General features: G+C 40.3%; 14 protein-coding genes and 1 pseudogene. 11 read left to right on the top strand and 4 right to left on the bottom strand.

Features of this window, described 5'->3' with window-relative positions:
• The first annotated feature begins 2 nt into the window (after positions 1-2).
• Both parC and CYJ57_RS04185 read left to right on the top strand, forming a co-directional pair.
• On the top strand, positions 3-2,504 hold the full coding sequence (gene parC, locus CYJ57_RS04180) for a DNA topoisomerase IV subunit A (protein ID WP_101954195.1): 2,502 nt from the start codon (positions 3-5) through the stop codon (positions 2,502-2,504).
• Positions 2,505-2,548: 44 nt separating this feature from the next.
• Positions 2,549-3,478, top strand: coding sequence for a manganese-dependent inorganic pyrophosphatase (locus CYJ57_RS04185; protein WP_101954196.1), 930 nt, complete (start codon positions 2,549-2,551; stop codon positions 3,476-3,478).
• A gap of 865 nt (positions 3,479-4,343) precedes the next feature.
• Here the strand turns inward: CYJ57_RS04185 and CYJ57_RS04195 are convergent.
• Together CYJ57_RS04195 and CYJ57_RS04200 are read right to left on the bottom strand one after the other, a co-directional pair.
• Complete coding sequence (locus CYJ57_RS04195; RefSeq protein WP_101954198.1) at positions 4,344-6,047, bottom strand: Rqc2 family fibronectin-binding protein; 1,704 nt, start codon at positions 6,045-6,047, stop codon at positions 4,344-4,346.
• A 30-nt stretch (positions 6,048-6,077) separates the two neighbouring features.
• A complete protein-coding gene (locus CYJ57_RS04200) occupies positions 6,078-7,241 on the bottom strand; it encodes a helix-turn-helix domain-containing protein (protein ID WP_101954199.1) in 1,164 nt (387 codons plus the stop codon).
• Between the two features lie 186 nt (positions 7,242-7,427).
• Between CYJ57_RS04200 and CYJ57_RS04205 the strand changes: the two genes are divergently transcribed.
• The 7 genes from CYJ57_RS04205 to CYJ57_RS04235 all read left to right on the top strand — a co-directional run bounded on the left by CYJ57_RS04205 (position 7,428) and on the right by CYJ57_RS04235 (position 14,845).
• A complete protein-coding gene (locus CYJ57_RS04205; RefSeq protein ID WP_180764385.1) occupies positions 7,428-8,705 on the top strand; it encodes a Y-family DNA polymerase in 1,278 nt (425 codons plus the stop codon).
• Between the two features lie 94 nt (positions 8,706-8,799).
• Positions 8,800-9,945, top strand: a complete 1,146-nt coding sequence (locus tag CYJ57_RS04210; protein ID WP_101954201.1) for a CapA family protein — start codon at positions 8,800-8,802, stop codon at positions 9,943-9,945.
• A 76-nt stretch (positions 9,946-10,021) separates the two neighbouring features.
• The gene (locus CYJ57_RS04215) at positions 10,022-11,593 is read left to right on the top strand and encodes a hypothetical protein (RefSeq protein ID WP_101954202.1); all 1,572 of its coding nucleotides are present in this window, start codon (positions 10,022-10,024) and stop codon (positions 11,591-11,593) included.
• 96 nt (positions 11,594-11,689) lie between these two features.
• Entirely contained in the window at positions 11,690-13,021 is a 1,332-nt protein-coding gene (locus CYJ57_RS04220; protein WP_180764386.1) for a MurT ligase domain-containing protein, read from the top strand.
• Positions 13,014-13,640, top strand: a complete 627-nt coding sequence (locus CYJ57_RS04225) for a class I SAM-dependent methyltransferase (protein ID WP_219525565.1) — start codon at positions 13,014-13,016, stop codon at positions 13,638-13,640. Before CYJ57_RS04220 ends, CYJ57_RS04225 begins: the two co-directional genes overlap by 8 nt.
• Positions 13,641-13,642: 2 nt before the next feature.
• Positions 13,643-14,314, top strand: coding sequence for a uracil-DNA glycosylase (locus tag CYJ57_RS04230; RefSeq protein WP_006701231.1), 672 nt, complete (start codon positions 13,643-13,645; stop codon positions 14,312-14,314).
• A gap of 72 nt (positions 14,315-14,386) precedes the next feature.
• On the top strand, positions 14,387-14,845 hold the full coding sequence (locus CYJ57_RS04235) for a hypothetical protein (protein WP_006701232.1): 459 nt from the start codon (positions 14,387-14,389) through the stop codon (positions 14,843-14,845).
• Between the two features lie 570 nt (positions 14,846-15,415).
• On the opposite strand, the gene sdaAB is transcribed toward CYJ57_RS04235, so the two are convergent.
• Both sdaAB and sdaAA read right to left on the bottom strand, forming a co-directional pair.
• A complete protein-coding gene (sdaAB, locus tag CYJ57_RS07975; protein ID WP_280522418.1) occupies positions 15,416-16,123 on the bottom strand; it encodes an L-serine ammonia-lyase, iron-sulfur-dependent subunit beta in 708 nt (235 codons plus the stop codon).
• Positions 16,100-16,978: pseudogene (sdaAA, locus tag CYJ57_RS07980) on the bottom strand (L-serine ammonia-lyase, iron-sulfur-dependent, subunit alpha); the annotation flags it as partial. The gene sdaAB and the pseudogene sdaAA, both read right to left, overlap by 24 nt.
• A gap of 262 nt (positions 16,979-17,240) precedes the next feature.
• On the opposite strand from sdaAA, the gene lpdA reads away from it, so the two are divergent.
• Together lpdA and CYJ57_RS04250 are read left to right on the top strand one after the other, a co-directional pair.
• Positions 17,241-18,638: a dihydrolipoyl dehydrogenase gene (lpdA, locus tag CYJ57_RS04245; RefSeq protein WP_006701238.1), complete on the top strand. Its 1,398-nt coding sequence runs from the start codon at positions 17,241-17,243 to the stop codon at positions 18,636-18,638.
• A gap of 9 nt (positions 18,639-18,647) precedes the next feature.
• Complete coding sequence (locus CYJ57_RS04250) at positions 18,648-19,388, top strand: alpha/beta hydrolase (protein WP_101954206.1); 741 nt, start codon at positions 18,648-18,650, stop codon at positions 19,386-19,388.
• The last annotated feature ends 197 nt before the right edge of the window (positions 19,389-19,585 follow it).

Raw genomic sequence — 19,585 nt, forward strand, 5'->3', positions numbered from 1 at the left:
GAATGGGAACGATCCACGAACAAATTGAAGATTTAACGTTTACCAATATTATTGAAGACCGATTTGGCCGGTATTCCAAATATATTATTCAAGACCGTGCGTTACCGGATATTCGCGATGGCTTGAAGCCGGTTCAGCGTCGAATTCTCTATGCGATGTATCAAGACCGTAATACGTCTAATCAACCTTACCGTAAATCAGCGAAAACGGTCGGGAATGTTATTGGAAATTTTCATCCGCATGGGGATATTCCGGTCTATGAAGCGATGGTTCGAATGGGACAAGACTGGAAATTCCGTGAGCCGTTGATTGATATGCATGGGAATAAAGGGAGTATGGATGGGGACCCACCAGCAGCAATGCGGTATACCGAAGCCCGTCTTGCTAAAATATCCGATGCGTTACTCCAAGATATTAATCATGAGACGGTAGACTATGCGCTAAACTTTGACGATACGTTGGAAGAACCGGTTGTGTTACCGGCTCGCTTCCCTAATTTATTAGTTAATGGGGCGACTGGGATTTCAGCTGGTTATGCGACAGATATTCCACCGCATAATTTAGCGGAAGTGATTGATGCGGTCATTCATTTGATTCAACATCCAAACTGTACCGTAGAGGATTTATTAACGCATATTCAAGGGCCTGACTTTCCGACCGGAGGGATTATTTACGGTCAAGATGAATTGAAAGAAGCTTATCGGACCGGGCAAGGTAAGATTGTAGTTCGAGGCAAAACAGAAATTGAAAAGTTAAAGGCGGGTAAAAGCCAAATTGTGATTACTGAATTGCCATATGAGGTAAATAAGTCGAAGTTAGTTCAAAAACTCGATGAAATTCGACTCGATAGCCAGTTGGAAGGGATTGTCGAAGTACGAGACGAGTCCGATCGTAATGGAGTCCGTGTTGTGGTTGAATTGAAACGCGATGTCAATCCACAAGATGTCTTGAACTATCTCATCAAACATTCCGAGATTGAAGTGAATTATCACTTCAATATGGTGGCAATCTATCATCGTCAACCGGTTTTAGCGAATTTGAAGACGATGATTGAAGCGTATGTCGAGCACCAACAAGAAGTCATCGAACGTCGGACACATCATTTGTTAACGCAAGATCAAGACCGACTGCATATTGTCGATGGTTTGATTCATTTAATGTCGATTTTGGATGAAGTGATTCATGTGATTCGCGCCAGCGAGAATAAAGCGGACGCGAAAAGTAATATTATGAAGCAATTTGACTTTACCGAACCTCAAGCGGAGTCGATTGTTTCGTTGCAACTTTATCGTCTGACTAATACAGATATTGTGGCACTGCAAAATGAACGCCTTGAATTAAATGAGCGCATTGCGATGTACCACAATATTTTAAATAATTCCGAGATTTTAGATAAAGTAGTTATTCAAGAATTAAAAGAAATTAAAAAAACGCATGCGACACCAAGACTGACGCAAGTTGAAGCAGAGATTAAAGAAGTCACGATTGATGCGACCTTATTGATTCCAGAAGAGCAAGTAATCGTCTCGGTAACGAATGAGGGCTACATCAAGCGAACGAGCCGTCGAAGCTTCCAATCATCGGATACGTATGATTTAGCATTGCGTGAGATGGATTATACACTCTTCTTGGAGTCGATGAGTACCTACGATACGTTGATTTTACTGACAAGTCATGGAAATTACCTCTATATTCCAGTCCATGAATTACCAGATATTCGATGGAAGGATATGGGTGTTCACTTATCTCAGCATTATCAACTTGAAGCAGATGAACGTATTTTGAGTGTTTATCGCGGAGCTTATCATTTGGATCAAGCTGAAAGTCGTGATGAAACGACTGCTATTTTGATGTTGACTCAACAAGGTATGATTAAGCAGACGCTATTGAAAGATTTTGTACAATTTAGAAGTTACCGTTCGCGTTCATCGATGGCGATGAAATTGAAGTCGGGTGACCAAATAGTTGCGACGATGTTAACGCAGCAAAATGAACCGCAGCAACTATTGGTTACAACTTATGATAGTTACTGTGTACGATACCCAGTCAGCGAAGTTTCAACACTTGGGTTGAAAGCCCAAGGGGTGATTGCCGTGAACTTACGCGATGATGATTATGTGGTGAGTGGCAATACATTTGTGGATGATACGCAACAATTTGTGGTCTTGACTCAACGTGGCAATATTAAACGCTTCAAGGCTGACGAAATTCCTCTAACGAGTCGGGCTGCTCGAGGATTAACCTTGCTGAAAGAATTGAAATCACAACCGCACCGTATTATCGATGTACTGGCGGTAGACGAGACGACACCGGTCGTTGTTCAAGGCGATACCGGCCACTTTGTTGAGCTAACCAGTGAGGAGATTCCACTTTCCGCTCGTTTGACCAACGGTTCAGCGGTACAAGAGTTAGATCAATTAGGACGTGTTGTGGCGCTCCATCCAGCTAATTTAACTTTAGCAGATCAAGAAGATACAAGTGATTCAGCTAATACTTCGTTATAATTTATGGTATACTGAATTCGCAAAGTAGGATTAAGGAGGAAGTTATGAGCAAATTATTAGTTTTTGGACATTTAAATCCTGATACTGACGCAATTGGTGCAGCAATTGCTTATGCACATTTTTTAAATCAAATCGGTGAGGAAACTGAAGCCGTCGCCTTAGGTACGCCAAACGACGAGACGCGTTTTGCATTGGAGCAATTCAATGTGCCGGTGCCTCGAGTGATCGATCAAGCCGCTCCAGAGGTTGAGCGTGTGGCGTTAGTTGACCATAATGAGTTTGCCCAATCTGTCGCGGATATTCGTGACGTTCAAATCGACTACGTCGTGGATCACCACCGAATTGCAAACTTTGAGACAGCTGGCCCACTATACTATCGTGCAGAACCCATCGGTAGTACGTCGAGTGTGCTTTTCAAACTTTATCAAGAAAAGGGAATTGAGATTCCAACTGACGTTGCGGGTATGATGTTATCGGCAATTATTTCAGATACATTGTTATTCAAATCCCCAACTTGCACACCAGAAGATGTGAAGATTGCACAGCAGTTGGCTGAAATTGCTCAAGTTGATGTAAATGAGTATGGCATCCAAATGTTGAAAGCAGGGGCAGATGTGTCTGCTCGTTCAGCGATGGATATTGTTGATGGCGATGCGAAGACGTTTGATATGAACGGGCATAAAGTTCGAATCGGTCAAGTTAATACCGTAGGATTCGTAGATATTTTGAAGCGCAAAGCTGAATTCCTTGACGTGATGCAGTCTGAATTGAGCAAGCATGACTATGCGATATTCTTATTAGTGATTACTGATATTTTGGAAAATGACTCGATTGGTCTCGTCGCAGGTGGCGACACAACGCCTGTCACCAAAGCATTTGGCCAGGCTATTACTGACAATCAGTTGAATTTACCACAAATTGTATCGCGTAAGAAACAAGTGGTCCCACCGCTAACTGACGCTTATATGAGCTAATGAAGGTTGATAGGGTAGAGTTGAATTAAAACAGCGCGAAAGTCTGGAGAAAGGTCACTTCTCCAGGCTTTTTTGCGTTGAAGTGAGGAGAGTAGTTACGATTGAAAGGAGTAGTGTGAGATTTGTATGCTTGCTTATTTGGGATTGTTTGTCGGTGTTGTTCAGCTTGTAGGGTTGAGTTGAACAAAGTGGGTGAGATTGTTCAGTTTGTGGGGTTGAGTTGAACAAAGTAGGCGGGGTTGTTCAGTTTGAGGGGGTTGAGTTGAACAAAGTAAGCGAGATTGTTCAGTTTGTAGGGTTGAGTTGAACAAAGTAGGTGAGATTGTTCAGTTTGTGGGATTGAGTTGAACAAATAAAGTGCGAAACTTCATCTGCGCCTGCTGAGCTGGAGTTAGTTGCACCGGAACACCAGCTGGAAATGGCTGAGTTGGAGTTAGTCGTGTTGTGTAACTCCATCTGAAGGTGGCTAAGCTGGAGTTAGTTGTGCCGGAACTCCATCTGAAGGTGGCTAAGCTGGAGTTAGTTGCACCGGAACACCAGCTGAAAATGGCTGAGTTGGAGTTAGTCGTGTTGTGTAACTCCATCTGAAGGTGGCTGAGCTGGAGTTAGTTGTGCCGGAACTCCATCTGAAGATGACTGAGTTGGAGTTGTTTGTGCCGGAACTCCATCTGAGGGATGCTGAGCTGGAGTTTCTCACACCGCAACTTCATCTCAGGGTGGTTGAGCTGAAGTTCACCCTGCGAGTGCCAACAGCTCAGGCTCGCCCTAGGCAGAAGCTCAAGCCCCACTGATTTCACAATCCCACCCCCACACAAAAATCCCTCATCCAAATTTGATGAGGGATTTCTCTAACAGGGTGTTACTACTAGTCTTGCACCTGCTCCTTCGATTTGATTTCTTCTTCCACTGGGGTAACGAACAATGTTTCTTGACCTTCGTAGATGACAAAGCCAGGTTTGGCACCGTTGGGCTTGCGCAAGGCTTTGAGTTGCACTAAGTCGACGGGAACGTTGGCTGAATGGGAAGATTTTGAGTGGTAGGCAGCAATTTCTGCGGCTTCTTGGATCGTCTCCGGACTAGGGTCTACTGATTCAATCACAACGTGAGCCCCTGGGATATCTTTAGCATGGAGCCACCAATAGTTTTTGTGAGAGTTGCGGACACTCAATTGGTCATTTTGATGATTATTACGCCCAACTAAGATGCGCGTCTCGTCTTTTGCAACATATACCCGAGGGCGTGATTTGGAAGTGGCGCGCTTTTTGATTTGTTTCTTATGTTGAGCCATATAACCCTCTTGACGCAACTCGTCTTTGATATCTTCGATATCGGCTACAGTGGCTTGCGAAATTTGGACGAGCACACTTTCGAGGTATTGATTTTCCTGCTGAGTTAGCTGTTCTTGCTGATCAATATATTTTAGGGAGTCACGGTATTTTGAATATTTACGAAAATAAGCTTGGCTATTATCAATGGCTGAAAGTTGTGGATCTAATTCAATCGTTATCGGTTCGTTGGTATAATAGTTGGTTACCGTGGCTTGAGTTTGACCGCGCTGAATGCTTGAAGCAAAGGCACTGAGCAGTTCACCTTTTAATTTATATTCATCGGACTTTTGTGCGACCACTCGATCACGTTGCAGCTCCGTTAATTTCTTGTCGTTGCGTTTCAAAATACGTTGGATATGTTGTGACAAATCCCCTGAGAGCTGCTTGATGTGGTCTAAGCGTGCTTTTTCAGTGTAGTAGTAGTCTAAAGAAACTCCAAGCAATCTAAAATATTGTCGCTCACCTTCAATAACGGGTAGATCCGCAGAATAAAATTGTACCGGGTCCGGTTGGTTGAAAACGACCGGTTGCTTCTCGCTAAAGAGGCCCAACAAACGTTCGAGGGCAACTTCAACCGTATCACCTTGTTCAAGCCAACTTAAAAGTTGTTGGTTCGTTATCTTCGACAAACCTTGAATCACGCGGTGTGCCTGACCAGATTCAATCGTTTCCCGATTTATTTTTGCAAATTCTGACCTTGCCTCATCCGATAATTTAAAGAGATTTACTTGTTGTTCTTGTTGAGGAGGTAGACGATATTCTGCTCCGGCTTGTAATGTGCGGTACGTATTTTGGCTAGCAGGGACATGCTTAATACAATCAATAATAGTTTGTGTCGCAGGATTAATTAAAACAATATTACTGTGGCGTCCCATCAGTTCAAAAATCAATTGATAGTGGAGGTTATCCCCCAGTTCGTTCCGGCTCGATAAATCAAAAATCAGGATGCGATCATTTTCCAGTTGTGTAATATTTTGAATGACGGCATTTTCAATATGTTTACGCAACAACATACAAAACATTGGCGCTTGCTTAGGATTATTTGACCGTTCTTCGGTTAAATGAATCCGATAATAGACTGGATGAATTGAAGCTGTTAAGCGGTGATTTTGACCATTGGACCGGATGACGAGTTGAATATCTTGTAAAAAAGGTTGATAAATTTTATTAATTTTTCCGCCGATTAAGTGATCAGCGAGTTCTTGTTGCATCATATGTGTATAGAAACCATCAAAAGACATAAGAACCTCCTTAAGTTGGATAGCGAAAGACTACTGGATCATCGATTTTGCATATTGAGACGGGCTCATGCCAAAAGCTTGGTTAAAGGCACGTGAGAAATATTGAATCGATCCGTACCCGAGATAGTCGGCAATTTGTGATAACGTCATTTGAGTATTACGAATCATATGCTTACTACGATCCAGTCTAACTTGATTGATATAATTTTTGGGTGTCATATTCAAATATTTTTTAAATAAATTTTGAAGTGTTGAACGTGATAAGGCAAAGTGTTCCACTAAGTCATTCACTTGATTATGCGTGGCGATATTTTGATCTAAGAAATCTAAAATCGATTGGAACAAATCATTTTCATAATTTTCACGCATTGATGTGATTGGCTCTTCAGCGGATGGCGTTTGCCCTTGAATCAGTTGCAAGATTAAAGTTGCTAATTTTAGTTTGATCTCATCGTTTGGATAGACAAATTGTTCTGGGTACTCAGCTAACTTGATAATCCGCTCGATCATTTGACGATTGGCGGTGCCAAGATTCATCGGTTGCGCAAGTGCGGACTCAGGAATGCCACTGGCTTCAAATAAGATCGAAATATAGGCGACCATCTCAGAACTTCCTTGCTGCTTCTGATAAGGTTGATCCGATCGGAGAATTAGACAATCGTTTTTCTTAATATGTTGATGATCTGAATCAATGATGACGTCCAATTCGCCTTGATCGATAACTAGTAATTCATAGTAAGGACCTAGGTGAAATGGAATCGATTCGGAGTGAGATTTCATTTGGTAAATAATGCCATAAATATGGTCTACCGATAATTGTGTCTCAAATTCTCCACTTGTCAGAAGTTGAGCAGAAGAAAACATCTTCGGTGCGGCTTGTGATGTTGGCTGCATATAGACCGTACAATCACGTGTCACCGTCAAAGTATTAAAGTAGACCCCTGGATTCACTTGAATATGATCCGCTAAAATATAAGATTGGTAGGTTGATGGATCTGACGGGTCTTTGGCAAATACTACCAAGGCAAGTCCTTCGAACGGTTTTAAGTGTACTTTTTTAGTAAAACGAAGAAAAACTTGCGAATCGTGCTTATTGATTGTCACTTTCTTTTTCAAGCTAATCTGATTCGATTGATTTGCAGATACGAACGAGAAAAACTCGGTTGATTTTTCGGATGTTGTTTTAAAAAACATAACTTTTTGTCACCTCCTGTTGATTTTTTTAGTAGAATTGTTATCTAAATTATACATGATATCAATTCTGAATCGCAAGGGGCAATCGTCTGCGCCGATTGATTCTTCATTAATTATGAGTGAAAAACTTCTTGCAAAAACGAACGTATGTTCGTATACTAGAAAATGACGAGGAGGGTGGATGACATGGATTTGAAATCACTTCAATTGCCGCAAGAAGACGTCTTCTGTATTGATTGTAAGAGTTTCTTTGCTTCGGTAGAATCTTTAAAGCGTTGTTTACACCCACTCGAATCGCGATTATGTGTGGTGAGTCGAGATGATCATCGCAGTGGATTAGTCTTAGCGAGTTCCATGTCAATGAAGCAGCAATATGGCATTAAGACCGGGACACGAACGTATGAGATACCACAAGGACTTGATGATATTTTATTAGTACCACCAAGAATGGCGACTTATATCGAAGAAAATCGTAAATTGAATGAGATTTTATTACGTTTTGTTTCAGCGGAAGATTGGCATCCTTATAGTATTGATGAAGGTTTTATCAATGTTACAGCGAGCCGTCTACTTTATGGCTCCCCAATGCAGCTTGCTCAACTTATTCAACAAACGATTTGGCAAGAGTTAAATTTGGTCGTTTCGATTGGGATTGGGCGCAATCCACTGATGGCCAAATTAGCGCTAGATTTAGATGCGAAACATCAAGCACCGACGTATATTTCCCAGTGGGATTATAACACTATTCCTGAAAAATTATGGCCGATCGATGATTTAAATTCAGTTTGGGGGATTGGTAAGCGCACTGAGCGCCGCCTGAATCAACTGAATATTTATTCGATGGAGGACTTAGCGCAGGCGGATCTTGCTTTACTTAAAAAAGAATTTGGTATCATTGGCGAACAACTCTATTATCATGCGTATGGTATTGATTTTAGTGACTTTTCAGAACGTTATATTCCACAGAGCAAAGGATTTGGCAAGTCACAAGTTTTGACCAAAGATTACCGAAGCCGCGCTGAAATCGAACGGGTAATTAGTGAGATGACCGATCAAGTTGCAGCTCGGTTAAGAAAACACCACTTTCAAGCGCGTAAAATTCATCTATCACTCGGTTTTTCAAGGTCGTGTTATGCGCCTCGCTTTTCTCATCAAATGACGGTGGATGGTACAGCATCATCATTCGATTTGATCGAAGCAATGTTGCAGCTGTTTCGTCAACATTATCGAGGACATCCGGTTCGGAGTATTGCGGTTCAACTCGGCGACATTCAAGTGGAAAGTGGTATGCAGTTGAATCTTTTTGAGGATCCAGCGGTAAGAGAACGTCGATTTTGCTTGGAACGCACGATTGATCAGTTGCGGGATCATTACGGTTACCAAAGTGTAGTGCGAACTAGCAGTTTAATGCCGGGAGCAACAGCTATTGCGAGATCAAAGTTGGTAGGAGGGCATTTGGGTTAATTTTTTTGAGGATGCTTTATTCATCTAAATATAGTAAAATCATGCTAAGTAATATCAATTAACGATAATGATAAATAGAAGTAAGGAGAAATCAATGAAATTCAAAAAGCGCTGTGGATGGTTAATCCCATTAATTTTCCTCGCGGGTTGTGTCAATCCAGAAGTACAGCAACATATGCAAAATGAATCTCCGACACCCGCGACGACCCTCGAAGAAACCACGATCGAATCAGCTGCTTCGGAAATTGTAAGTACCGTTGTGATTCGGTCGATTGGCGATATTTTAATTCACGATACGGTGTTTTATGATGCAGCAACTGAAGATGGCTATAATTTTGATCATATGTTTGCGCCAGTGAAGCCGTACCTTGAGAATGCGGATATTACGACAGCTAACTTAGAAGTGATTGCAGCTGGAGAAGATTATGGCATCTCAACCTATCCTTTCTTCAATGCTCCTGAGGAAATTATTCCTGCGCTGCAAAATGTCGGGGTCGATATTGTTAGTAACGCGACCAATCATACCATGGATTTAGGTGGACCTGGCGCTTACGCTTCCATTGCGAATTTACAAAAATATGGTTTAGAATATGTGGGGAGCTATGAATCATGGGAAGATTACCGCCGACCACGCATTATTGAGAAAAATGGGATGAAATTCGGCTTCCTATCTTATTCCTATGGAACAAATGGTAACGCAATTCCCGAAGGAGAGGAACATTTAATCACTTTGATTGATAAGGACGTGATTCGTGAAGAAGTTCAAGCACTTAATGAACTAGTTGATGTTTCAATTGTGGTCTTCCAAATGGGTGAGGAGTATGAGTTTCTGCCAGTGGAAAATCAATATCATATCGCACAAGTGACGCGTGATGCGGGAGCCTCCTTTATTTTAGGCGGACATCCACACATTGTTCAGCCATTTATCCGTTACAATGCGCATCAAGGTGGCTGGTTCTCCCACGGAAACTTCTTATCTGGACAATATGAAGAACATACCCGAATTGGCGGAATTGGTGAATATTGTTTCCATAAATTGGCCAATGGTGAAGTGATCTTAGGAAAGATTCGCTTTATGCCAACATATAATATCGGAATGCCTGAAACGACAGAATATTATGTGGTTCCGTTAGCGGATGCCAGTGAGTATGGATTCTATAACTCGGACTATTGGATGGAAGAGTTGCGCGACCGGATGAGCTACTTTACCGACGTTGAAGTGGTCGATTACTTAGATTAAATTAAAATTTGATTAAAACACGGAATCATGCAAGATTTCGTGTTTTTTTGTGTACTTATTAATGGAGGTGTAAATTATGAAAAAATTCTATTGTCTCTTAAGTATTGTTTTATCGTTGTTTAGTTCGTGTTTTACGACTGCTTTAGAAATACCCGAGCCGTATATTTTGGCTCAAACGATTCCCAATGTTCCAGTAAGCTGCGATGAATGTATTATTCAATTGAGGCAAGGCGAGGCGCCAGTAGTCCCTCAAGCTGACCCGCGACAATCAATGCATCAGGTGATTCAAGAACTTTCAGCTCGGTACGATCAAATCAATGAACAGATTTATCAACTTGAATCAGGTTCCAGCGAATCTGTTACTTGGGCACAAGAAGAATTAAGCAATTTGTTGGAAGAATTATATATTTGGTATCAACAAAATGATGAGGAGTTTAATTCATTGGACCAGGCAGTACAGTCAGATAAAATTTCACAAGATGAATCAGTAATGCAATGGGTCCATTATATCGAACAATTGAATCAGCAAATCAATCAATTAAAGGTAGAGCAGTCTGATATTGAAGTGGAGCATCAACAATTGTTGAATCAACTGAATGAAGTAACGCAAGCGGAAATAACACAAGATGATACGCAAACGATATACAATCAATGTTTGCTTTATCCATATTCGGTCAAAGCGTATCCATTAGAGGGTGTGATGTTGAATTCTCAAGTTCCCCTCGATCAGTATTTAAGTCAAATAGATGCAATTTTAAAAGAAATTGTGCCCAAAGCGTATCAAGTCGTAACCTATGAACAAATTTATCAAGCATTTAATACTTTGATTGATGAGTCAGAATTAAAGTTGCGCTTGCACGGAAAAACTAATATGTCGATTGATCCTACAGCATATGAACCTTATCGATACGCTAAAGAATTGAGTTTAGCTGATATTCAAACGGTCGCAGAATTTGGTCAAAAAGATTATTATCGTACGCAACAGCTGGCAGATTACCAAGCGCTCTATCAACGTATTGTTCAACTTAAAGGAGAGCAATGGGATTATTTTCATCAGATTAATCAAGAAATCTTCCAAGCATTAAAGGAACAGCTCGTTAATTACTTAAATGATCAATCACTGAATAAAGATATAGATATTGAACAAGTGCGAAAATTACATCAAAAATATCAGTTGCAATTAGCTATCTATGATGAAAATAACCAACAATGGCAAAGTGTCGAAGCGGGGAATGGCTATACAACACGTTTTGCATCTCGACAAGTTTTGATTGATACTCCCGTTAATTCTAATGATATCTCATCAACAACGACCGTTGAATCAACTTCTCAATCTCCGATGGAGAATCACTTAGATCAAATAAAAGAACGAATCTTAAAAGAGCAGGCTTTAAGTAACCCAGAAAAACCTTCGACCAGCCAAAAACCGAAACCTCAACGTAATGCCCCGGAGGTGAAACAAAATGCTACGCAGGAAACAACCCAGCGTTTAAAGAATGATCAAGTCTCACTGCCTTCAACTGGAGAATTATTAAGCTATACGTTGATCGGTTTAGCAATTTGCCTTGTTGGTGGGGGCATCGTTGCGATAAATTATTCAAAGCGAAAAGCTTACCGAAAAAAAATAGATGAAATTGAACTTGATTAATTAAAAAGTCATTTTCATTAAGAAGGAAATAATGCACTGAAAAAAGGAGATATGCTATAATAGACAAGTATTTTAATGATGAAGGAGAACAAAAATATGAATTTGAAGACAAGAATCATTCGAATGCTTGCGAACGGATCACGGGAAGTATTGAGCCGATTAACTCAGGGGGGAAGTAGCTTCCCAGGGAAGTTGGCTTTGACGTTAGACCCGCATATTTTAGCTTCTCTAACAAAAAATTATCAAATTGCTGTGATTACAGGAACCAATGGAAAGACGATGACTACGGCACTATGCGCACAGATGGCGCGACAAAAAGGTTATCAAATTGTGACGAATGCATCCGGTTCGAATATGATTCAAGGGATTGTGGGTGCTTTTCTTGCTGCCGAGCCGCTTAAAGCAGGGGAGCAGGGACTGGCCATTCTAGAAATTGATGAAGGCTCCTTAAATAAAATTCTCCAATATTTTCAACCAGATGTATTCATCCATACTAATTTATTTGAAGACCAAATGGATCGATATGGTAGCGTTCAGGCGGTAGCGAATCTATTAGAAGAAGCAGCTCGTCGCTCTCCTGAAGCACAGGTTATTGCGAACGGTGATTCCCCATACTTGCATATGCCAGATTTAGAGAACGAACGACTGTATTTCGGTTTTGATTATTCGTCACAATCGGTTAATCACTTTGAATCGGTATTAGTGAATGAATCGTGTCCAAAGTGCCAACATACTCTCACGTATAAATATCTTAGCTACGGTAATTTAGGAGATTATTTATGTCCGTCTTGTGGCTTAAGTCATCCCTCATTAGATTATCGTATGATGGACATTATTGAACTTGATGCGGATTACGCGAAAGTCGCTTTTGACGAAGTAGAATATGAATTACCAATGGGCGGCATGTACAATGTATATAATGCTTTAGCTGCTTATGCTTTCGGTCGCTATCTAGAGTGTACGCCTGAGCAGATTCAAGCTGCCTTTTCAGGTGCTCCTCGTATTTCAGGACGCCAAGAAGTCGTTGAATACCAAGGTAAGGAAATTCATTTGAATTTAATCAAAAATACAGTTGGGATGGAGCAGACGCTGGATTTAATTGGCTTAACGAACGAACCGATGAGTATGGTCTTTATAATTAATAACCAACCTGCGGATGGCGAAGATATTGGTTGGTTACAACAAGTTGATTTCGATCGGATGGCCTCATATCCGATAAAAAAAATTGTTACAAGTGGGATGTGTCAGCAAGCCATCACTGAGGAGCTCGAACGCAGTGCGCTATCCGTTCCAATCCAACCAATGAGTGTTGGCGACGTTGTACAATGGATACAACAGACTGATGAAACAACGATTCATATTGTTGCTTCATATACTGCAATGATGGCATTTCGTAAGGTGTTGACTGACCAAGGAATCATTGACTAAAAGAGAGGTGAGCGCGTTGGATCAGCCACTGGAGATCGATGATCAATTCTTAAATATCCAAACTCAATCGATTATTTATTGGGGTTCTGAACAACCGATGCATTATGAAAGTGAGCCAACAAGTTATTCGATTTTACAATATTTATTGGATTATTTGACAATAAGCTCGCAAGATGTACTGGTAGATTTTGGTTGTGGAACAGGGCGTGTCTTGTGCTTTATGAATTATCAATTGAATTTGGTGGTGCGAGGCGTAGAATCCCACCCGACGACATTAAAGTTATTGAAGCAAAATACTTCGGATTATTTTAAAGCACATCCTAACCAGCCGCCGATTGAATTGTATCCAGTGAGTGCCCAAGATTATTTGATGCAAGCCGATGAGACGTTGTATTACTTCTTCAATCCATTTGCATTACCGATTTTCAAACAAGTGGTACGAAACATTGAAAAATCCATCGAGCAATTTCCACGGACAGTGCGATTAATCTGTTATTATCCTTACCACTTTAAAAAGTTTCTAGAGACGGAATCGATTTTTGAACCTGTTCAGGAAATAACTGTTCCGACGGGAGATTGGACCGATTATTTTATTATTTATCAAAATAAGGAGCGATAACTTTGGATTTTGTAGCAAATGGTTGGCAACCTTTCTTTAAACAGGCAGCCAAGCAAGAGAGTTTTCATCATTTAACACACTTTCTTGAAAAGGAATTGCAGGAACATACCGTGTATCCACCACAAGCAGAGTGGTTTCAAGCCTTTGAGATAACACCTTTTAATCAAGTCAAAGTCGTGATTTTAGGACAAGACCCATATCACGGTGAACAACAAGCCAATGGATTGAGTTTTTCAGTGAAGCGAGGCGTTGTGATTCCACCGTCTTTAAGAAATATTTATCAAGAGCTTGAACAAGATTTAGGAATCAAACCTGCTTCTCACGGTGATTTATCTGCTTGGGCTCGTCAAGGAGTGTTACTGATGAATACGGTATTGACGGTGAGGGCGCATCAAGCGCATTCGCATCGCGGTCAAGGTTGGGAAGAGTTGACGGACTATTTAATCGAAACACTCAATCGTTCACCGCATCCGATTGTCTATATCTTATGGGGAAGGGCAGCGCAACAGAAAGCGGCGCTCATTGATACGACACGTCATCATATTATTACTTCTGCGCACCCGAGTCCGTTGTCCGCTTATCGAGGTTTTTTCGGTTCTCGTCCATTTTCGAAAGCAAATCAATTTTTGATTGAGACAGGCCAACAACCTATTCATTGGGAATTACCTCAATAATTATCAAAACGAATGACAAATCCATTTGAAAGCGTTACAATAAATGTGAACTATAAAAAAGGAGGATATCTGATGAGTCATACTGTCTATACCGTATATTGGGAAAATCGTCTTGCTGAAAAACGAAAAGAGCATGGTAGTTATCCATCTGAAGAAGCCGCCCGAAGTGCCATCGAAACATGGTGGGAAATCCATAAAGAAAAATATCATGATGTTGAAGAGCATCGTACAAATAGTGGAGCACTAGAAATCAGTTATGGCGATCCGAATTATGTTTATCGAATTGAAGCTCGTCAGAGTGAGCATCCTTTACCTAAGTCAAATTATAAGTTAATGCCTGCCGGTCAAGTTGACTCGCTTCGTCAACAGCTTCATCTTGATGAAGACCAACTATTATTCGATCAATTGGCAGAGCCGTATCGTGATCGCCTCATTAAAGTCATGGTCACGGGTGAAAAAGCGCGCGAATATATCTACAATTCGCATGGTGAACCGATTATTAAAGTTAAAGACTTAAATAAAACAAACTAACAATATGATTACAAAAAATCCTGCAATGCATTGAGTCATTGTAGGATTTTTGTTGTGAAATATTATTGGATTTGAGAATGATATTCGACGAACTTACTTGGATTTGTAAATCCAAATAGGTTTGCAGTCTGAATCATCTTGGATTTGTAAATCCAAATAGGTTTACATTCTGAATCATCTTGGATTTGTAAATCCAAATAGGTTTGCAGTCTGAATCATCTTGGATTTGTAAATCTAAATAGGTTTACAGTCTGAATCATCTTGGATTTGTAAATCCAAATAGGTTTGCAGTCTGAATCATCTTGGATTTGTAAATCCAAATAGGTTTGCAGTCTGAATCATCTTAGATTTGTAAATCCAAATAGGTTTACATTCTGAATCATCTTGGATTTGTAAATCCAAATAGGTTTACAGTCTGAATCATCTTGGATTTGTAAATCTAAATAGATTTGTCACTTGAATCTATTTAGAATCGAAAATCCAGATAGGTTCATCGTCAAAATATGTCATCATTCAACAACAAAACCGAGCACATTATGATGCTCGGTTATTTGATGACTTGCTAGTTAATTATTGAACGTAAACCATGGCGCCATCTTCGATAAATGGAAACTGTTGTTTCAACGATTCGATATCATCATCAATTAAGTTCATGTCTAGCTCATAAATTGAGACGGATGGCCCATTGATTTTAGAGCGACGGTTGGTTAATGCGGAAATATTAATTGCGTGACGTGATAGATACTCGGTAATCGCATTGATAAAGCCGACACGGTCAGGATGTAGTAATACAAGTGTAGGTCGTTCGCCACTGAATTTAACGTCATAGCCGTTAAATTCTTTAATCTCGATTTTACCGCCCCCGATAGAACTTCCGATGATTTCAACGTGTTTGGTTGGTCCCCATAAGTTAATTCGAACGGTGTTCGGGTGATAATTGCCTAAATCCGCTTCTAAAAAGTTATATCTAAGACCCGCTTCTTCTGCACGTTCCTTTGCCAGAGAAACATCTGAATCTTTAGTAGTGAAACCTAAGACACCGGCAATGAGTGCTAAGTCGGTTCCGTGACCTTGGTAAGTTTTAGCGAAAGATTCCATCAACGAGAAGACGACTTCTTCAGGTTCTTCTCCTAATAATTGACGTGCAACGTTACCAATTCGAACCGCGCCGGCAGTATGAGAAGATGAAGGTCCTACCATAATTGGCCCGATAATTTCATAAGCACTCTTGTAATTTGCAATTTCTAACGTCGTATCGCCAAAAACTTGGTGTTTAATTTCTTTACCCGTCTCGGTTCCCGCTAATCCACCAATTCCTGTTTCGCGTAGGGAAGGTGGTAAATCCTTACCGATGGATTCCATTGTATCGATGACTTCATCCGGTGGGATAATACTTACAACGCCAGCTAATGCCATATCCGCTGCAGCCATGGCCGTTAAAGCGTGAAGACCGTTTCGCGTAATACAAGGTATTTCAACTAAACCAGCCACCGGGTCGCAGACAAGTCCGAGTGAATTTTTTAAAGCTAACCCAACAGCGTTACCTACTTGCTCAGGTGTTCCGCCGTGTAATTCCACTAAAGCTCCAGCAGCCATTGCTGTTGCAGAGCCAATCTCAGCTTGGCAGCCACCTTGTGCGCCTGAGATTGAAGCTCGGTTCGCAATGACAAGTCCAAGAGCAGAAGAAGTAAACATCGCTTGAATAATCTCATCTTCGCTAAATTCATTTCGTTCAACCATAGCGGTTAATACTGCCGGTAAAATTCCTGCTGAACCCGCGGTAGGTGTTGCGACAATGCGTCCCATTGAAGCATTCACTTCGTTGACAGCCATTGCATTGGCAACCACTTGCAAGCTAATGGGGTTGACAATTGTTTTACCTTCTTTAATATATTCTGTCACACGAAACCCATCTCCGCCGGTAATCCCCGTTTTAGACATCGTTAAGTTTTCAGTTCCAATCTTAACGGATTCCATCATTACGTGGAATTGTTCACGCATAATGTTAATTAATTCTTCCCGATTGAGATCACCACCGTGAAATTGTAGTTCACTCTCAATCATCATCTCAGAAATTTTGCAATCTTGTGTTTTGGCTAAGTAGACCAATTCTTTCAAACTTGTAAATGACATAGCTAGCTCCTTTCTATTAAATAGATACCATCAATATAATAATGGTCTTTTAAAGTATAATCAATCATTTTAGGAAAATAAACAATAAATAGTAATCAAGTATAACTCTGCTCGTTCAATCCCCCCGAACAACCTATGTGAAATCTAATAAAATATCGATGGGTATTGGGATTTGATTCACAAATATGATAAAATAGATGTAACATTTTTCTTTGCTCTTCACTTGATGAAGGGTAAGCATATTTAAGGAGGGCAATTGTAAATGACAATTGAAACAGAAGTAGTTGTAATTGGTTCAGGTCCTGGGGGATATGTTGCTGCTATTCGTGCGGCTCAACTTGGTAAGAAAGTCGCAATTATTGAGAAAGAATATATTGGGGGCGTCTGCTTAAACGTGGGATGTATCCCATCGAAAGCGATGATTACAGCCGCTCATAAATACAACGATGTGAAAGAATATGAACAATTTGGATTGAATGTTCCGGAAATTACGTTTGACTGGGATAAAGTTCAAGCATTCCGTGCTAATGCGGTTGAACAATTAACGGATGGTGTTGAATACCTTCTAAATGGAAATAACATTGAAATTGTTCGCGGTACAGCACGCTTTGAAGACGAACATACGTTAAGTATTGAAAGTGAAGAAGGTCAAAAAACGCTGAAGTTTGAAGACTGTATTATTGCGACAGGATCTCGTCCACGTGATATTCCACCGGTACGATTCTCTGACCGAATTGTTTCTTCAACAGAAGTATTAAGCTTCCCAGAACGTCCAGATAGCTTAATTGTTATTGGAGGGGGCGTTATCGGTATCGAGTTAGCAACGGTTTATGCAAACTTTGGCACAAAAGTAACGGTTCTTGAAGGACAAAAGAACATTTTACCGGGAACGAACCGTAAGTTAACGAATGTTGTTCAACGTAAACTAAAAGAAAAAGGCGTTGAAATTGTTACAAATGCGATGGTTAATGGAAGCCAAGAAGAAGCAGATGGTGTGACAGTTACTGCGGAAGTTAAAGGAAAAACAGAAGAGTACAAAGCAGACTATGTAATGCTAAGTATCGGTCGTGTGGTTAATACTGACGATATTGGTATTGAAAAAGCAGGCGTAGAATTAGATGAATACGGTCTTGTTAAAGTTGACGAACAAGCACGTACGAACAAGCCACATATTTATGCAATTGGGGATATTATTGCAGGTCCACAACTTGCACATAAAGCAAGTTATGAAGCTAAAATTGCTGCTGAAGCAATTGCAGGCATGGATTCTACTATTGCATACAAATGTATGCCATCCGTCGTATATTCTGAACCTGAAATTGCGGTAACGGGTGTAACGTCGGATGAAGTAAAGGCACAAAAATTAGATGCGATTCAATCTTCATTCCAATATGCTGGAAATGGCCGTGCAATCGCGATGGCAGAAACAGCCGGTTATGTAAACTTAATTTCTGATAAAGCGACAGGTAAAGTAATTGGTTGTGAGATTGTAGGAGCGAATGCATCAGACTTAATCAACGAGTTGTCTCTGGCAATTGAGAAAGAATTAACGGTTGAAGATATCGCGATGACTGTTCACCCACATCCAACTTTAGGTGAAATTATAATGGAAACGGCTGAAATTGCAGCAGATAAGCCAATTCACGTTGTTAAAAAATAATCGATATTTATGAGTACAACAGACCGATCATTTTTTTATCAAACAGGTGAAGTTGCGATATTATTATTACATTCATACACTTCATCTCCGATTGATTTCCGAACTTTTGCGAGATTATTGTCCAAAGCGGGATTCAGTGTCTATGGGCCAGTATTAACACATCATGGCGGCGCCATTGAAGAAACAATTGCTAACCCAGATGTTTGGATTGAAGATGGTTACCAAGCAGTCGAACATTTAAAATCATTAGGGTACAAAAAAATTATTGCCTTTGGCGTTTCGCTAGGTGGGTTGATTGCAATGCATCTTATTGCAAATTCAGAAGATGTTCTTGGTGGTGGTGCGTTTTGTGCTCCCCTCATTCCTGAAAGTTCAAATAAAGTTGCGGAGAGTTTTGTTAAACGTTTTGTTCAAGAAAAGAAAAAATTAGGTTGGACACCGCAAGAGATTGGACAGGCTACTCAAGGGATGGAACAAGAAGTTAGTAAGGTCGTTTTAGAGCCATTAGGAGAAATCTCATATGCGCTACTCAAACAATTTGCAGAACTTGATAAGCCAGTCTTAATTGCTCAAGGTGGCCAGGATACAATGATTGACCCTCAACAGAGCCGAGATTTATTGGATTATTTCCATAAAAGAAAACCTGAACTAATCTGGTATGAAGAGGGTTTGCACGTTTTAACGATTGGTCGGACAAAGCAACAGCTGGCTGATGAAGTGATAAGATTTGTAAATAGTCATTTTGTGTAAACGATTTATGTATAGGAGCAAAAGATAATTTGTATTTTCTTTTGCTCTATTTTTTATTTTTTTGCAAACGGTTGCCAAATAAACGTTGATATTATCGCAACTTTTTGTAAATCATAAGTGCTTTTATTAGCAATTACTTTATTTATGTAGTATACTATTAATGTAGTGAATGATAAAAATATCATTAATAGAAACAC

The sequence above is a fragment of the Falseniella ignava genome (assembly GCF_002847645.1).
Taxonomy (GTDB): domain Bacteria; phylum Bacillota; class Bacilli; order Lactobacillales; family Aerococcaceae; genus Falseniella; species Falseniella ignava.

What these genes read in the sequence shown, in the direction of transcription:
- parC (WP_101954195.1), top strand. Translation starts at nt 3, where the DNA reads ATGGGAACGATCCACGAACAAATTGAAGATTTAACGTTTACCAATATT.
- CYJ57_RS04185 (WP_101954196.1), top strand. Translation starts at nt 2,549, where the DNA reads ATGAGCAAATTATTAGTTTTTGGACATTTAAATCCTGATACTGACGCA.
- CYJ57_RS04195 (WP_101954198.1), bottom strand. Translation starts at nt 6,047, where the DNA reads ATGTCTTTTGATGGTTTCTATACACATATGATGCAACAAGAACTCGCT.
- CYJ57_RS04200 (WP_101954199.1), bottom strand. Translation starts at nt 7,241, where the DNA reads ATGTTTTTTAAAACAACATCCGAAAAATCAACCGAGTTTTTCTCGTTC.
- CYJ57_RS04205 (WP_180764385.1), top strand. Translation starts at nt 7,428, where the DNA reads ATGGATTTGAAATCACTTCAATTGCCGCAAGAAGACGTCTTCTGTATT.
- CYJ57_RS04210 (WP_101954201.1), top strand. Translation starts at nt 8,800, where the DNA reads ATGAAATTCAAAAAGCGCTGTGGATGGTTAATCCCATTAATTTTCCTC.
- CYJ57_RS04215 (WP_101954202.1), top strand. Translation starts at nt 10,022, where the DNA reads ATGAAAAAATTCTATTGTCTCTTAAGTATTGTTTTATCGTTGTTTAGT.
- CYJ57_RS04220 (WP_180764386.1), top strand. Translation starts at nt 11,690, where the DNA reads ATGAATTTGAAGACAAGAATCATTCGAATGCTTGCGAACGGATCACGG.
- CYJ57_RS04235 (WP_006701232.1), top strand. Translation starts at nt 14,387, where the DNA reads ATGAGTCATACTGTCTATACCGTATATTGGGAAAATCGTCTTGCTGAA.
- lpdA (WP_006701238.1), top strand. Translation starts at nt 17,241, where the DNA reads ATGACAATTGAAACAGAAGTAGTTGTAATTGGTTCAGGTCCTGGGGGA.
- CYJ57_RS04250 (WP_101954206.1), top strand. Translation starts at nt 18,648, where the DNA reads ATGAGTACAACAGACCGATCATTTTTTTATCAAACAGGTGAAGTTGCG.